11 protein-coding genes and 1 pseudogene are annotated in these 14,584 nt (G+C 72.2%); 9 read left to right on the top strand and 3 right to left on the bottom strand.

The genetic code is table 11. From position 1 onward, the window contains the following. Position 1: 1 nt before the first annotated feature. The 3 genes from QF034_RS34230 to fdhD are packed head-to-tail and all read left to right on the top strand — an operon-like array spanning position 2 to position 3,538. Complete coding sequence (locus QF034_RS34230; protein ID WP_307178551.1) at positions 2-1,825, top strand: NAD(P)H-dependent oxidoreductase subunit E; 1,824 nt, start codon at positions 2-4, stop codon at positions 1,823-1,825. Further along, the gene (locus tag QF034_RS34225; RefSeq protein WP_307178550.1) at positions 1,822-2,682 is read left to right on the top strand and encodes a 2Fe-2S iron-sulfur cluster-binding protein; all 861 of its coding nucleotides are present in this window, start codon (positions 1,822-1,824) and stop codon (positions 2,680-2,682) included. Before QF034_RS34230 ends, QF034_RS34225 begins: the two co-directional genes overlap by 4 nt. A gap of 7 nt (positions 2,683-2,689) precedes the next feature. Beyond that, on the top strand, positions 2,690-3,538 hold the full coding sequence (gene fdhD / locus QF034_RS34220; RefSeq protein ID WP_307178549.1) for a formate dehydrogenase accessory sulfurtransferase FdhD: 849 nt from the start codon (positions 2,690-2,692) through the stop codon (positions 3,536-3,538). Between the two features lie 99 nt (positions 3,539-3,637). Here the strand turns inward: fdhD and QF034_RS34215 are convergent, their stop codons facing one another. After that, positions 3,638-4,075, bottom strand: a complete 438-nt coding sequence (locus QF034_RS34215; protein ID WP_307178548.1) for a MarR family winged helix-turn-helix transcriptional regulator — start codon at positions 4,073-4,075, stop codon at positions 3,638-3,640. A 104-nt stretch (positions 4,076-4,179) separates the two neighbouring features. On the opposite strand from QF034_RS34215, the gene QF034_RS34210 reads away from it, so the two are divergent. From QF034_RS34210 to QF034_RS34200, 3 genes and pseudogenes are all read left to right on the top strand, one after another. Continuing rightward, positions 4,180-5,097 (top strand): quinone oxidoreductase family protein, encoded by a 918-nt coding sequence (locus tag QF034_RS34210; RefSeq protein WP_307178547.1) that lies wholly within the window; start codon positions 4,180-4,182, stop codon positions 5,095-5,097. A gap of 166 nt (positions 5,098-5,263) precedes the next feature. After that, a pseudogene (locus tag QF034_RS34205) lies at positions 5,264-7,136 on the top strand (exo-alpha-sialidase). 11 nt (positions 7,137-7,147) lie between these two features. Beyond that, the gene (locus QF034_RS34200) at positions 7,148-8,386 is read left to right on the top strand and encodes a DUF5005 domain-containing protein (RefSeq protein ID WP_307178546.1); all 1,239 of its coding nucleotides are present in this window, start codon (positions 7,148-7,150) and stop codon (positions 8,384-8,386) included. Here QF034_RS34200 and QF034_RS34195 read toward each other — a convergent pair. Next, positions 8,322-9,335, bottom strand: a complete 1,014-nt coding sequence (locus tag QF034_RS34195) for a bile acid:sodium symporter family protein (protein WP_307180041.1) — start codon at positions 9,333-9,335, stop codon at positions 8,322-8,324. The genes QF034_RS34200 and QF034_RS34195 overlap by 65 nt on opposite strands. Before the next feature lie 173 nt (positions 9,336-9,508). Here QF034_RS34195 and QF034_RS34190 point away from each other — a divergent pair, with 173 nt between their 5' ends. The 3 genes from QF034_RS34190 (at position 9,509) to QF034_RS34180 (ending at position 13,442) form a co-directional block, all read left to right on the top strand. Beyond that, complete coding sequence (locus QF034_RS34190; RefSeq protein WP_307178545.1) at positions 9,509-10,441, top strand: LysR substrate-binding domain-containing protein; 933 nt, start codon at positions 9,509-9,511, stop codon at positions 10,439-10,441. Between the two features lie 224 nt (positions 10,442-10,665). Then, complete coding sequence (locus QF034_RS34185) at positions 10,666-12,492, top strand: AMP-dependent synthetase/ligase (RefSeq protein ID WP_307178544.1); 1,827 nt, start codon at positions 10,666-10,668, stop codon at positions 12,490-12,492. A 158-nt stretch (positions 12,493-12,650) separates the two neighbouring features. Beyond that, the gene (locus QF034_RS34180; protein ID WP_370880976.1) at positions 12,651-13,442 is read left to right on the top strand and encodes an aldo/keto reductase; all 792 of its coding nucleotides are present in this window, start codon (positions 12,651-12,653) and stop codon (positions 13,440-13,442) included. A 179-nt stretch (positions 13,443-13,621) separates the two neighbouring features. Here QF034_RS34180 and QF034_RS34175 read toward each other — a convergent pair whose 3' ends face one another. Next, positions 13,622-14,527, bottom strand: a complete 906-nt coding sequence (locus QF034_RS34175; RefSeq protein ID WP_307178542.1) for a class I SAM-dependent methyltransferase — start codon at positions 14,525-14,527, stop codon at positions 13,622-13,624. Positions 14,528-14,584 lie beyond the last annotated feature (57 nt).

The raw sequence follows: 14,584 nt of genomic DNA, 5'->3' as shown, positions 1-14,584 counted from the left end.
TGTGGACCTGCACTTCGGTGACAGCAAACCGACGGACGAGGAACGGGCGGCCGTCGACGCCCTGCTCGGGCCTCCGCAGTCCTCCTGGGAGGGCGCCGACCGTTCCGACGCCGATCTCAGGTGGGCCCGCGGCGGACGTGAGGCCCGGGACCGCCGCGACCTGCTGTTGCCGGGGCTGCACGCGATCAACGACCGGGTCGGCTGGATCAGCGACGGCGCCCTCGACTACCTGTGCCGACGGCTGACGGTGCCGCCGGCGGAGGCCTACGGGGTCGCCACCTTCTACGCCATGTTCTCCGTCAAGCCGCGTCCGGCGACCGTGCTCCACGTGTGCACGGACCTGGCGTGCGCGGCGGCCGGGGCACCGGAGCTGTGCGCGGGGATCGAGGAGCGGCTGGGCCTCGGCAGCGGGGTCGCGGTCGAGCGCAGCGCCTGCCTGGGCCTGTGCGAACGGGCCCCGGCCGCACTCGCGATCAGGGCCGGGGACCCGGTCCGTACGGCGGTGTCTGCGCCGGCGACCGTGCACGACGCGGTCCTCGCCGCGAGCGCCCCCGACTCGGCACCGGAAGAGCCGCCGGCCGGGCTGGCGGTGCCCCAGGCCGGGCAGGACGGCCTGATGCTGCTGCACCGGGTCGGCGTGGTCGACCCGGCGTCCCTCGACGACTACCGCGCCCACGGCGGCTACACGGCCCTGCGCCGGGCCTTCGAGCTGGGTCCGGCCGGGGTCATCCGCGAGGTCACCGACTCGGGCCTGGTCGGGCGCGGCGGCGCCGCCTTCCCGACCGGCCGCAAGTGGCAGGCCACGGCGTCCCAGCCGGACCGTCCGCACTACCTCGTCTGCAACGCCGACGAGTCCGAGCCGGGCACCTTCAAGGACCGCGTGCTCATGGAGGGCGACCCGTACGCGCTGGTCGAGGCGATGACGATCGCCGGGTACGCGACCGGTGCCCACCAGGGCTACCTCTACCTGCGCGGCGAGTACCCGCGCGCCCTGCACCGGCTTGAGCACGCGATCGCGCAGGCCCGGGCGCGCGGCCTGCTCGGCGACGACGTCCTCGGCCAGGGCTACGCCTTCGACATCGAGATCCGGCGCGGCGCGGGCGCCTACATCTGCGGTGAGGAGACGGCCCTGTTCAACTCCATCGAGGGCTACCGGGGCGAGCCCCGCTCGAAGCCGCCGTTCCCCGTGGAGAAGGGCCTGTTCGGCAAGCCGACGGTCGAGAACAACGTGGAGACGCTGGTCAACGTCCTGCCGATCCTCACCCTGGGCGCCCCGGCCTACGCGGCGATCGGCACCGAGAGGTCCACCGGGCCCAAGCTGTTCTGCGTGTCCGGGACCGTGGAGCGGCCCGGTGTGTACGAGCTGCCGTTCGGCGCGACGCTGGGCGAGCTGCTCACCCTCGCCGGGGTGCGGGACGGGCTGCGGGCGGTGCTGCTCGGCGGGGCGGCGGGCGGTTTCGTCCGGGCCGACGAGCTGGACATCCCGCTCACCTTCGAAGGGACGCGGGAGGCGGGCACGACGCTCGGCTCGGGGGTCGTGATGGCCTTCGACGACAGCGTGCCCCTCCCCCGGCTGCTGCTGCGCATCGCGGAGTTCTTCCGCGACGAGTCGTGCGGCCAGTGCGTGCCGTGCCGGGTCGGGACCGTGCGGCAGGAGGAGGCGCTGCACCGGATCGCGGAGCGCACCGGCGCCGCCGCCGCGGACGACATCGCCCTGCTCAGGGAGGTCGGCCGCGCGATGCGGGACGCCTCGATCTGCGGTCTCGGGCAGACCGCCTGGAACGCCGTGGAATCCGCCATCGACCGTCTGGGGGCGTACGAATGACCGTCACACCGCTGGGGATCCCCCGCCGCATGCTGGAGTTCACGATCGACGGCGAACAGGCCCGGGTCCCCGAGGGCTCGACGATCCTGGACGCCTGCCGGGCGGCGGGCAAGGACATCCCGACCCTGTGCGAGGGCGACACCCTGCGCCCGAAGAACGCCTGCCGGGTCTGCGTCGTCGAGGTCGAGGGGGCCCGCACCCTCGTCCCGGCCTGCTCCCGCAAGGCCGAGCCGGGCATGGAGGTGCGCACCGGCACCGAGCGCGCCCGGCACAGCCGCAAGGTCGTCCTCGAACTGCTCGCGTCCTCCGTCGACCTGTCGACCACGCCCAGGGTCGCGGAGTGGCTCAAGGAGTACGAGGCGAAGCCGGACCGCTTCGGCCCGGACGCGGCCCGGCTCAACGAGGAACCGAAGGTCGACAACGACCTGTACGTACGCGACTACGACAAGTGCATCCTCTGCTACAAGTGCGTGGACGCCTGCGGCGACCAGTGGCAGAACACCTTCGCGATCTCGGTCGCCGGGCGAGGTTTCGACGCCCGGATCGCCGTGGAGCACGACGCCCCGCTGACCGACTCGGCGTGCGTGTACTGCGGGAACTGCATCGAGGTGTGCCCGACGGGCGCGCTGTCCTTCAAGTCCGAGTTCGACATGCGCGCGGCGGGTACGTGGGACGAGTCGCGGCAGACGGAGACGACCACGGTGTGCGCGTACTGCGGAGTGGGCTGCAACCTGACGCTGCACGTGCAGGACAATGAGATCGTGAAGGTCACGTCACCGCACGACAACCCGGTGACCCACGGCAACCTCTGCATCAAGGGCCGCTTCGGCTACCAGCACGTACAGAACCGGGGCTGATCAGGACATGGGACGAGTCACGGAACGACGCAAGGTGCTCCGCATCCGGGACGGGGCGGTCTCCAGCCGTCCCGACACACTCGTCGCCGAGGAACCCCTGGAGATCCGGCTGAACGGCAAGCCCCTGGCGATCACCATGCGCACCCCGGGCGACGACTTCGCGCTGGCGGCGGGCTTCCTGGTCAGCGAGGGGGTGCTGGGCGGGCAGCAGGACCTCAGGAACATCGTCTACTGCGCCGGGGCGACGGCAGACGGCTCGAACACGTACAACGTGGTCGACGTGCAGACGGCCCCGGGGGTGGCCATACCCGACATCACCCTGGAGCGGAACGTCTACACGACCTCCTCCTGCGGGCTGTGCGGCAAGGCGTCGCTGGACGCCGTACGGACGACGGCCCGCTGGCCCATAGCCGACACTCCCCCGGTCCGGGTCACTCCCGAGCTGCTGGCGAGCCTGCCCGACCGGCTGCGTGCCGCCCAGCGGGTCTTCGACCGGACCGGCGGCCTGCACGCGGCGGCCCTCTTCTCGGAGGACGGCGAGCTGCTGGACGTCCGGGAGGACGTGGGCCGGCACAACGCGGTCGACAAGCTGGTCGGCCGCGCCCTGCAGAACGGGGAGCTGCCGCTGTCGCGGACGGTCCTGCTCGTCTCGGGCCGGGCCTCCTTCGAGCTGGCGCAGAAGGCCGTGATGGCCGGGATCCCGGTCCTGGCGGCGGTGTCGGCGCCGTCCTCGCTGGCGGTGGACCTGGCCGCCGAGACGGGCCTGACACTGGTGGGCTTCCTGCGGGGCGCCTCCATGAACGTGTACGCGGGTGAGGACCGGATCGCCCTGCGGGCCGCGGCCGCCCAGGGCTGAGCGGTTCTCCCGCGACACGGTGGCGGGGCCCCGACCGGCGGGGAGCGCCCCCTGCGCCGCAGGGGCCCCGTCTCGGCCTGCGCGGCACAAGGGGAGTCTTCAGTCGGCTGTGCCGGATATCCGGAGCAGCATCCCCGTGAACTGCTCGCGTTCGGCCTCCGACAGCGGGGCGAGCAGTTCGTCGTTGGCCGCGCGGGCCGCCTTCTCGCAGCGCGTCAGCAGCCGGGCTCCCCGGGCGGTGAGGGACACCGCGTTCTTCCGCCGGTCCTTCGGGTCCGGCTCGCGCACGACGAGGCCCGCCGCCTGGAGGTCGTTCAGGATGCCGACCAGGTCCTTGGGGTCCAGTCCGACCCCGCGGCCGAGGTCGGCCTGGGCGACGGGGCCGAGGTCGCGGACGGCGGACAGCACCACGTGGTGCCACATCCGCATGTCCTGCTCGGCCAGCGCCGCCGCCACCAGGGCCCGGCCACGGGCGGCGGCCCGGCCGAGCAGCCAGCTGGGCAGGGAGCGGATCGCGGGGAGGGGGGCTTCCGACATGGCCGCAGCCTAACCAAGAAATCATTGGTTCTCCCTATGATCCTCCTATACCGTTGGGCACCCCAATGAATTCGTTGGGATCACCAACGACATCCGGAGGTGCGATGCGTCGCGTCCGCTACGAGTCCCGAGGCGGCCCCCTGTTCATGGAGGAGGCACCGGTGCCCGAGCCGGGCCCCGGAGAGCTGCTCGTGCGCGCGGAGGCCATCGGCGTCACGCTCCCGGTCGTACGCAAGGTCGGCGAGGCGGCGGAGCCGGTCCCGCTCGGCGGCGAGATCGCCGGGGAGATCACGGCCGTCGGCGAGGGCGTCACCCGCTTCGGCACCGGCGACCGCGTGACGGGGCTCTGCTTCGGCCACGGCTACGCCGACTTCGCGCTCCTGCACGAGGCCATGGCCTCCCCGATCCCCGCAGAGGCCGGCGCCGTCGACGCGGTCGCCCTGGTCCGCAGCGGCCTGGTCGCCCTCGGCGCGCTGGAGGCGGCACGGCCCGAGCCGGGCGAGACGGCCCTGGTCACGGCTGCGGCGAGCGGCGTCGGCCACCTGGCCGTGCAGCTGGCCAGGACGCGGGGCGCCGGGCGGGTCGTGGGGGCCGTCTCCGGCCCGGCCAAGGCCGGTTTCGTCCGCGGCCTCGGCGCCGACCACGTCGTCACCTACGGCGACGACACCTGGGGCGCCCCGGTCGACTACGCCCTGGACGCGGTCGGCGGCGAGCTGCTCACCCCGGCCCTCGCCGCACTCGCCCCGGAGGGACGGCTGGTGGCGTACAGCTCGGGCGGCGGCATCATCCAGGCGTACGACCTGCTCGTGGGCGCCAAGTCGGTGATCGGGTTCCAGATGGCCCGCATCGCGCGCGGGAAGCCGGAGTTGTACGAACAGTGGCGGGAGGAGCTGTGGCGACTGTTCGCCGCCGGAGAGCTGAGGCCCGTCGTCCACGGGGAGTTCGCCCTGCAGGACGCGGCGAAGGCGCACGGGGAGATCGAGGCCAGGGCCAACCTCGGCAAGGTCGTCCTGATCCCCTGACGCAGGCTCCTTGTGGGGGGTCTGTGAGCCAAGTACCGTCTGTGGCCCACACATGGGACGTGGGATGTCCGGTTGGTTCGCGTGTAAGCCCGCATATCGGCTCCCCGGATTCCGTTCCCATGCCTCGGTGGTCCAGCCGACAGACGCATGAAGGGCAGGTCGCACCATGCCGTCGAGTCTTCGCGCACGTCTGAGATCCACCCTGACAGCCGTTCTCACCGCCGCGGCGCTGCTCGCGCCCGTCGGCCCGGCCCGTACCCAACCCGCCACGGCCTTACCGGAGTTCGAACAACAGGTCCTCTTCAAGGCCTCCCAGGACCCCGGTTACGCGTGCTTCCGGATCCCCGCGATCGTGCGGACCACGGCCGGCACACTGCTCGCGTTCGCCGAGGGCCGCGTCCTCAACTGCGGTGACGCGGCCGACATCGACATCGTCCTCAAGCGCTCCACCGACGGCGGCCGCACCTGGGGCCCGCTCCAGGTCGTCAACGAGGGCGCGGGCGACACGCACGGCAACCCGGCGCCCCTCGTGGACCGCAGGACCGGCCGGATCCTGCTGGCCGAGACGTACAACACGGGCCGTACGGACGCCGGCAACTGCACCGTCCCCTGCGACCGCACCCCGCACCTCCAGTACAGCGACGACGACGGCCGGACCTGGTCCGAGCCGCGCGACCTGAGCGACCGGATCCTGCCCGGGCACTGGAACTCCTGGTACGCCACCGGGCCCGTGCACGGCATCCAGCTCACCCGCGGGAAGCACGCCGGGCGGCTGGTCTTCGGCGTCAACACCGAGACGTGGGACGGCAACAGGGTCACCGCGAACCACGCCGCGCTCATCGTCAGCGACGACGGCGGCGACGAGTGGCGGATCGGCGCCACGGACTCCTGGCCGATAGCACAGGACGGCATGTTCCGGCAGAAGCCCTCGGAGGTGACGCTCACCGAACGCGCCGACGGGGCCGTCCTCGTCAGCGGCCGAGAACAGGACGGCACGGATCTCGGCCACCGCTCCCAGACCGTCAGCCTGGACGGCGGCGACAGCTTCGCCGCGCCCTTCCGCGCCCTCCCGGACCTCTACACCCCGCAGGTCCAGGGGGCGATCCTGCGCCTGGGCGACCGGATGCTGCTGTCCGCCCCGGCCGATCCGGACCGCCGCCGGACGATGATGGTCCGCTCCTCCTACGACGGCGGGCGCACCTGGGACAGCGTGGACCGGGGCACGGTCGTGACCACGGACTGGTCCGGCTACTCCGACATGGCGGCGGTCGGCGCCTCGACGGTGGGCCTGCTGTACGAGGGCGGCGCGGTCGACGCCCGGGACGAGATCCGCTTCGCCCGCTTCACCGAGGACTGGCTGACACCGCGCCGTGGCGCCGACCCGACCACCCGCGACGTCGCGTGGGGCGCGCGGCCCGCGGCCGTGCTCGGCGGTGCCGGGCGGACGGCCGGCGTCCGCGGCGGTGCGCTGACCTTCGACGGCACCGACGACGCCGTACGCCTTCCGTACCGGTCCCGGCCGGCGCTCGGCGAGGGCGACTTCACGGCCTCGCTGTTCTTCCGCTACACGGCCACGACCGGCGAACAGCCCTTCCTGTGGATGGGCGGCATCGGCAACAGCCAGCCGCAGATCTGGCTGCGCGGGGAGCCGGCGAGCGACCGGGTCCGGGCGCTCATCACCACCCGCTCGGGCGCGACGACCGTCAGGACGGCCTCCGTGTGGACCGGCGGGGCCCACAACGACGGCCGCTGGCACCACCTGGTCCTGCGCCGGGGCGGCGGGCAACTGACCCTCTTCCTCGATGGCACACCGGTCAGCACCCCGGGACGTGCCGGGGTCGGTCAGCCGTAACTCCCCGTTCGGCGTGCACATCGGCCAGCGCATGGACAGCCGGGCGTTCCTGACGGGGGCGATCGACGACGTCCGCGTCTGGAACCGGGCCCTCACCGACGGGGAGTTGGTCGTCGGCGCCAGGGCCGCCGCCGACAGGGACACGGTGCTGTGGCTCCCCATGGACCGGGTGAGCGGCAGCAACTAACGTCACGGCACGTGCCCGACGACGTAAGCGCAGCACGAGCACGACAGCGCGCGGGAACCGGGATCGGCCTGCTGCTGGTCCTGGTTCTCGGGGCCGCGCTGCTCATCGCCCTCCCCGAGGACGAGAGCCCGGACGACGACACCGCCTGCCGGGCGCGCACGATCCGCTCCTGGCAGCCGGACGGCGGCCTCACCGCCGAGTTCGCCCGCTACGGCGACGACGCGAGCCGCACCGACGACTGGACCGGCGGCGACGGCACCCACTCGGTGCGGCTGCCGGACGGCCGGGTGCTGTGGCTCTTCTCGGACACCTACCTGGGCCGGGTGTACGGCCCGCCCAACCCGCACGGCGAGTCCTACGCCTGGCGGGACACCACCGCGCCGCTGGTGCGCAACTCGGCCGTGCTGATGCGCGACGGCCGGCTGGAGACCACCCTTGCCGCCCCGCTCTTCGCCGACCCGGCGCCGAACCAGTGGCGCTGGCCGGTGGCGGCCCGTGTCGAACCCCGCTCCCCCGGCTCCTCCGAGCAGGTCGTCCGGGTGCTGCTGTGGGTGCGCACGGCCGGCCAGGCGCCGTGGATCTACGGCGTGCCCACCGCGACCGAGGTGGCCACGCTGTCGCTGCCCGATCTGCGCCTGGAGTCGGTCGTCAAGGTGCTCGACCAGCAGCTGGTCCCCGACCCGTCCCGGCGGGTGCTGTTCGGCACGACGCTGGTCGAGGAGGACGGCTGGACGTACGTCTTCGGCGGGGACGACGGCCGGGCCGCCTCCCGCCCGGCCTCGCACGCGTACGTGGCGCGGGTGCCGGAGGGCAGGCTCGGGGATCCGGCGGCCTGGCGGTACTGGACCGGCTCGGCGTGGGCGGCCGGCGCCCGCCCCCGGCCGGTGCTCGGGGACGGGCGGCGCAGGGGCGTGGGCAGCGCGTTCTCGGTCGTCCGGGACGGCGGGACGTACGTGCTGTTCACGATGGCCGCGGGGCCGAAGGGCCTGACCACCGTCGCCTCGTACTGGGCGTGCTCCCCGGCCGGGCCGTGGCACGGGCCCGCGAAGGAGTTCAGCCCGTCGCTGCCGCAGGGCCAGGTGGCCGCCTACAACCCGCAGGCGCACCCGGTGCTGAGCGGCGAGGGGCGTCTGGTGCTGAGCTACGACGTCAACTGGCTGGACACGACGGGCGCCGCCGCCCAGCTCAGCCGGAACGTGTCCCTGTACCGACCGCGGTTCGTGGCGCTGCGGCTTGCTCCGGCGCGGTGACCTCCGGGCGGGGGTCGTGCGAGCGGCGCTTGGCGATCACCGCGCAGACCATCAGCTGCATCTGGTGGAAGAGCATCAGCGGCAGCACGGCCAGCGAGGCCTGAGCGCCGAACAGGACGCTCGCCATGGGCAGTCCGGAGGCCAGGGACTTCTTCGAACCGGCGAACTGCAGGGTGATCCGGTCCTCCCGGGCAAAGCCCAGCGCCTTGCCGCCGTACCAGGTCAGCAGCAGCATCACGGCGAGGATCACGGCCTCGACGACGAGCAGCCCGGCCAGCCGGAGGGGGCTGACCTGGTGCCAGATGCCCTGGACCATGCCCTGGCTGAACGCGGTGTAGACGACGAGCAGGATCGAGCCGCGGTCCACGAGGCCGAGGACCTTCTTGTGGCGGGTGACGAAACCGCCGATCCAGCGGCGCAGCAGCTGTCCGGCGAGGAACGGCACGAGCAGTTGCAGCACGATCTTCAGCAGCGAGTCGGCGGAGAACCCGCCGCCGCTGCCGCCGAGCAGCGAGGCCGCGAGCAGCGGCGTGGCGACGATGCCGACGAGGGAGGAGAAGGAGCCCGCGCAGATCGCGGCGGGCACGTTGCCGCGGGCCATCGAGGTGAAGGCGATCGAGGACTGCACGGTCGACGGGACGAGCGTGAGGAAGAGCAGGCCCTGGTACAGCGGGTGCGTCAGGATCACCGGCACCAGGCCGCGGGCCGCCAGGCCGAGCAGCGGGAAGGCGACGAACGTGCAGGCCAGGACCGTGACGTGGAGCCGCCAGTGGCGCAGCCCGTCCAGGGCCTCACGGGTGGACAGCCGGGCGCCGTAGAGGAAGAACAGCAGGGCGATCGCCGCCGTGGAGGCACCGGACGCGACATCGGCGGCCGACCCGCGGGCCGGGAACAGCGCGGCGACACCCACCGTCGCCAGGAGGAGAAGGATGTACGGGTCGATCGGCATCCGGCGCGGCCGGCGCAGGCTTTTCACGGTGCTCCACTTGCTCGGTTCTTACGGGCGGTACTTACGTGGTGCGGGGCCGATACGGCCCCCTTCCATCCTGCTCCTCGGCCCGGCGATCGGGAATCCCGCATACCACTCTCACTGTCATCACGTTCCGCGATAGCCTGGCGGGCATGTACGACCCCGCCCATCTGCGCACCTTCCTGTCGGTGGCGCAGACGCTGAGCTTCACCCAGGCCGCCCGCCGGCTCGGGCTGCGGCAGTCCACCGTCAGCCAGCACGTGCGGCGACTGGAGGACGCCACCGGGCGGACGCTGTTCACTCGGGACACGCACTCGGTGGAGCTCACGGAGGACGGCGAGGCCATGCTCGGGTTCGCGCGCCGGATCCTGGAGGTGCACGAGCAGGCGACGGCGTTCTTCACGGGCACCCGGCTGCGCGGCCGGCTGCGCTTCGGCGCGTCGGAGGACTTCGTGCTGACCCGGCTGCCGGAGATCCTGGAGGGCTTCCGGCACGACCACCCGGAGGTCGACCTGGAGCTGACGGTCGAGCTGTCGGGCACGCTGCACGAGCAGCTCGCCGCCGGGAAGCTGGACCTCGTCCTGGCCAAGCGGCGGCCCGAGGACCCGCGCGGCGAGCTGGTCCGGCACGACAGGCTGGTGTGGATCGGCGCGGAGCGCCTCCGGCTCGACCCGGACCGTCCCGTGCCGCTGATCGTCTATCCGCCGCCGGGCATCACCCGAGCGCTCGCCCTGGAGGCGCTGGAGCGGCAGGGCCGCGAGTGGCGTGTGGTGTGCACGAGCGGCTCTCTCAACGGCCTCGTCGCGGCGGCCCGGGCGGGGCTCGGCGTGATGGCGCACTCCCGCGGCCTCATCCCGCCGGGCCTGGTCCGGGTCCCGGACCGGGCGGGGCTGCCGGAGCTGGGGCAGGTCGACTTCGTCGTGGTCCACGGCCGGCGGCGCCCCTCGGCCCAGGGAGCGGCGGACGCCCTGGCCGCGGCGATCCTGGCGGGCGGCGACCGACTGAACCGGAGTGACGAAATCCGCCTCAGGGGCGCTGACAGGAGAGGCGGCCGGACACCGCGCACCAGCAGCGTCGGGCCGTGACCGGGTCGTACAGATTCGGTGGAGATTACGGCTCCGAAACTTACTCAACCGTCAGGACTCTGTCCGACCCTTCCCCATGTGAGCGCATTTTCCCCCCTGGCCAGCGCGGACAAGAGCGCTGCTCGCCTTCGCCGCCCCTCCCGCCTTCTGCCCGGTTGGGGTAGCTTTCACGGCGCTGTGCGGAGCGTCACTCAACCGAAGCGCTGAGGAGCGGGGAGCGGGGTTTGCGCGAGTTCACCAACCCTCCGTTGGCGTTGGCACCTCCGGTGGGCGGTCTGGCCGACGTGGTCTTCCAGCATGCCCAGGAGGACCCGCTGCGCATCGCGCTGGGCCGCAAGGACGAGTCCGGGCAGTGGCGCGACGTCACCAGCGCCGAGTTCCGCGACGAGGTGCTCGCCCTGGCCAAGGGCCTGCTGGCGAGCGGCATCCGGTTCGGCGACCGGGTCGCGATCATCTCCCGTACGCGCTACGAGTGGACGCTGTTCGACTACGCGCTGTGGACGATCGGCGCCCAGGTCGTGCCCGTCTACCCGACGTCCTCGGCCGAGCAGTGCTTCTGGATGCTGTACGACGCCGAGGTGACGGCCGCGGTCGTGGAGCACGAGGACCACGCCATGACGATCGCCACCGTCATCGACCGGCTGCCGCAGCTGCGCCGCCTGTGGCAGCTCGACTCGGGCGCCGTGCACGAGCTGTACGACGCCGGCGCGCACCTCGACGACGAGGTGGTGCACCGCCACCGGCAGGCCGTCACCCCCGACTCGGTCGCCACGATCATCTACACGTCGGGCACCACCGGCCGCCCCAAGGGCTGTGTCATCACGCACGGCAACTTCATGTACGAGGCGGACACCGTCATCGAGCGCTGGGAGCCGGTGTTCCACTCCAAGCGGGGCGACGAGGCCGCCACCCTGCTGTTCCTGCCGCTCGCGCACGTCTTCGGGCGGATGGTCCAGGTCGCGGGGATCCGCGGCAAGGTGAAGTTCGGCCATCAGCCGCAGCTGAACGCGGCGGCCCTGCTGCCGGACCTGGCCGCGTTCAAGCCGACGTTCTTCCTGGCCGTGCCGTACATCTTCGAGAAGGTGTTCAACGCGGCCCGCCGCAAGGCCGAGAAGGAGGGGCGCTCCGGCCCGTTCGAGAAGGCCGTCGACATCGCCATCAAGTACGCGGACGCGATGGAGGCGAAGGCCTGGGGAAGCGGCCCCGGCCCCTCCGCGGGCCTGCGCATGCAGCACCAGCTGTTCGACAAGCTCGTCTACGCCAAGATCCGCGCCGCGATGGGCGGCCGGATCAAGCACGCCATGTCGGGCGGCTCGGCGATGGACCGGCGGCTCGGCCTGTTCTTCGCCGGGGCGGGCGTGCACATCTACGAGGGCTACGGCCTGACCGAGTCCACGGCCGCCGCGACGGCCAACCCGCCCGGCCGCACCCGGTTCGGCACGGTCGGGCAGCCCATCCCCGGCATGACCGTGCACATCGCGGACGACGGCGAGATCTGGCTGCACGGCCAGAACGTCTTCCAGGGGTACCTCAACAACCCCAAGGCGACCGACGAGACCCTGCACGACGGCTGGCTGGCCACCGGCGACCTCGGCGCGCTCGACGAGGACGGCTACCTCACCATCACCGGCCGCAAGAAGGAGATCCTGGTCACATCGGGCGGCAAGAGTGTTTCGCCCCACGTGCTGGAGGAACGCGTCCGTGACCATCCCCTGGTCAACCAGTGCATCCTCGTCGGCAACGACCGCCCGTACATCGCCGCCCTCGTGACCCTCGACCAGGAGGCCGTGGAGCACTGGCTGACGATGCGGGGCAAGCCGCGGATGTCCGCGGCGGAGCTGGTGCGCGACGCGGACCTGGAGACGGAGGTGCGGCGCGCGGTGGTCGCGGCCAACACCCTGGTCTCGCAGGCCGAGTCGATCCGCACCTTCCGCATCCTGGCCCAGCCGTTCACCGAGGAGCACGGGCTGCTGACCCCGTCCCTGAAGCTGAAGCGGAAGGCGATCGAGAAGGCGTACGAGAACGAGGTCGAGGCGCTGTACCGGGCGTGAATGTCCAGGCAACAGGTCAGTCCCACGCCGGAATTCTCCCGTCAGGAATGCATCACGGCTCGTGATCGTTGACGATGGGAGGTACACCTGACCACAAACCGAAGGATCGAGAGCTCGTGAGCAAGGTCCCCCCGATCATCCTGAACAACGGCGTCGAGATGCCCCAGCTGGGCTTCGGCGTCTGGCAGGTGCCGGACGACGAGGCCGAGTCGGCCGTCGCGACGGCGCTGGAGGCCGGGTACCGCAGCATCGACACAGCGGCGATCTACGGCAACGAGGAGGGCACCGGCAAGGCCATCGCCGCGTCCGGTCTCCCCCGCGAGGAGCTGTTCGTCACCACGAAGCTCTGGAACGCCGACCAGGGGTACGACTCCACGCTGCGCGCCTTCGACACGTCGCTGGAGAAGCTCGGCCTGGACTTCGTCGACCTGTACCTGATCCACTGGCCGCTGCCGGCCCGGGATACCTACGTCGACACGTACAAGGCGTTCGAGAAGCTGCACGCCGACGGCCGGATCCGGGCCATCGGTGTCTCCAACTTCCTTCCCGAGCACCTGGAGCGGCTGATCGGCGAGACGTCGGTCATCCCGGCCGTGAACCAGATCGAGCTGCACCCGCACCTCCAGCAGAGCGCCGCCCGCGAGTACCACGCGGAGCAGGGCATCGCCACGGAGGCCTGGTCGCCGCTCGGCCAGGGCAAGGGCCTGCTGGAGGTCCCGGCGATCGTGGCCATCGCCCGGAAGCACAACCGGACTCCGGCCCAGGTCGTCCTGCGCTGGCACATCCAGCTGGGCAACGTGGTCATCCCCAAGTCCGTGACGCCGGCGCGGATCAAGGAGAACATCGAGGTCTTCGACTTCAGCCTGGACACGGAGGACCTGGCGGCCATCAGCGCCCTCAACGAGGACCGCCGCCTGGGCCCGAACCCGGCAACGTTCGACGGCGCCTGATCTGTCCGACTGCCCGCAGCTCACCCAGCTGCGGGCAGTCGTGCCTCCCCCAGTGCCTTAAGGGCCTGGGAGGTACCCCCAGGGGCGGCACGGGTGGGCGCAGCGGCACCCCGCACCGCCGGGCTGCGCACCCGCCCGCCCCCAGCACCAACGCCGGGCACCCCGGGTCAGACCAGGCCCTAACCAGCCCGTACCGCTGTGTGCACAGTATGGGCTTCCAGGACGAACACGTCCTGGCGACGGTGCAGACTCGCCTCGTCGTCAGGATCGAGCAGCCGGTCAAGCGTCGCGAGATCTCCCGCGTCGAGCCAGTCCGTCATCCGCTCCCGCTTGTGCGACAGGGACGCCACGACATAGGCACGGGCCCGCTCCGAGGCAGGCGCGGGCAGATCGAGCAGGAACGTGTGCGTCCTGGTGTGCTTCAGCCCCGCGGCGGCCAGCAGCCCCGGCCAGTCCTCCGTCTCCGCGACATGACCCGGCAGCTCCGCGCGCATCCGCGTGAACCACTCCGCCTCCACCGCGTCGATCCGCGCCTGGAGCCCGGGGCGGCCGATGCCGATGTCGCGCGGCAGGAACCGCGGAGGCAGTCCGCCCTCCATGAGCGCGAGCGTGCCCCCGGGCGCCAGCCGGGCGGCGAAGGCGGTGAGCGCGGCCCGCTGGTCACCCAGGTGGTGCAGGCTGCGGCTCGCCCAGAGCAGGTCGGCGGGGTAGTCCAACTGGTCGAGCACATCCGGGAGTTCACCGGCGATCGTGCCGAAGCGGTCGGCGACCCCCAGCCGCTCGGCCCGTGCCCGCGCCCGCTCCAGCAGCGGCTCGGAGCCGTCCACCGCGACGATCCGCGCGCCCGGGAACGTCTCGGCGAACAGACACGACACGACGCCCGGCCCGCTGCCCGCGTCGACGATCAGGCCCGGCTCGGTCACCTCCTGCGCCAGCCAGGCCATGGCCCGCTCGTACAGGGACGCGAACAGCTCCGCCGAGGACTCCAGCATCGGGCCCATCTCGGCCCAGTCGACGTCCGCCTGGCCGTGGTGATGTCCGTGGCCGTGCCCGGACTCGTGGTCGTGGTCGTGGTCGTGCGCCATGGTGGTCAGCCTCTCCCTCGGATGCCGTCAGCCTGCGCCGACGCACCGGGGGAAGGC

The sequence above is a fragment of the Streptomyces africanus genome (assembly GCF_030816955.1).
Taxonomy (GTDB): domain Bacteria; phylum Actinomycetota; class Actinomycetes; order Streptomycetales; family Streptomycetaceae; genus Streptomyces; species Streptomyces africanus.
Note: the sequence above shows the minus strand (reverse complement) of the source record. Positions and strands in the feature narration are given on the sequence as shown.

What these genes read in the sequence shown, in the direction of transcription:
- QF034_RS34195 (WP_307180041.1), bottom strand. Translation starts at nt 9,335, where the DNA reads ATGCCGATCGACCCGTACATCCTTCTCCTCCTGGCGACGGTGGGTGTC.
- QF034_RS34210 (WP_307178547.1), top strand. Translation starts at nt 4,180, where the DNA reads ATGCGTCGCGTCCGCTACGAGTCCCGAGGCGGCCCCCTGTTCATGGAG.
- fdhD (WP_307178549.1), top strand. Translation starts at nt 2,690, where the DNA reads ATGGGACGAGTCACGGAACGACGCAAGGTGCTCCGCATCCGGGACGGG.
- QF034_RS34225 (WP_307178550.1), top strand. Translation starts at nt 1,822, where the DNA reads ATGACCGTCACACCGCTGGGGATCCCCCGCCGCATGCTGGAGTTCACG.
- QF034_RS34190 (WP_307178545.1), top strand. Translation starts at nt 9,509, where the DNA reads ATGTACGACCCCGCCCATCTGCGCACCTTCCTGTCGGTGGCGCAGACG.
- QF034_RS34215 (WP_307178548.1), bottom strand. Translation starts at nt 4,075, where the DNA reads ATGTCGGAAGCCCCCCTCCCCGCGATCCGCTCCCTGCCCAGCTGGCTG.
- QF034_RS34180 (WP_370880976.1), top strand. Translation starts at nt 12,651, where the DNA reads ATGCCCCAGCTGGGCTTCGGCGTCTGGCAGGTGCCGGACGACGAGGCC.
- QF034_RS34175 (WP_307178542.1), bottom strand. Translation starts at nt 14,527, where the DNA reads ATGGCGCACGACCACGACCACGACCACGAGTCCGGGCACGGCCACGGA.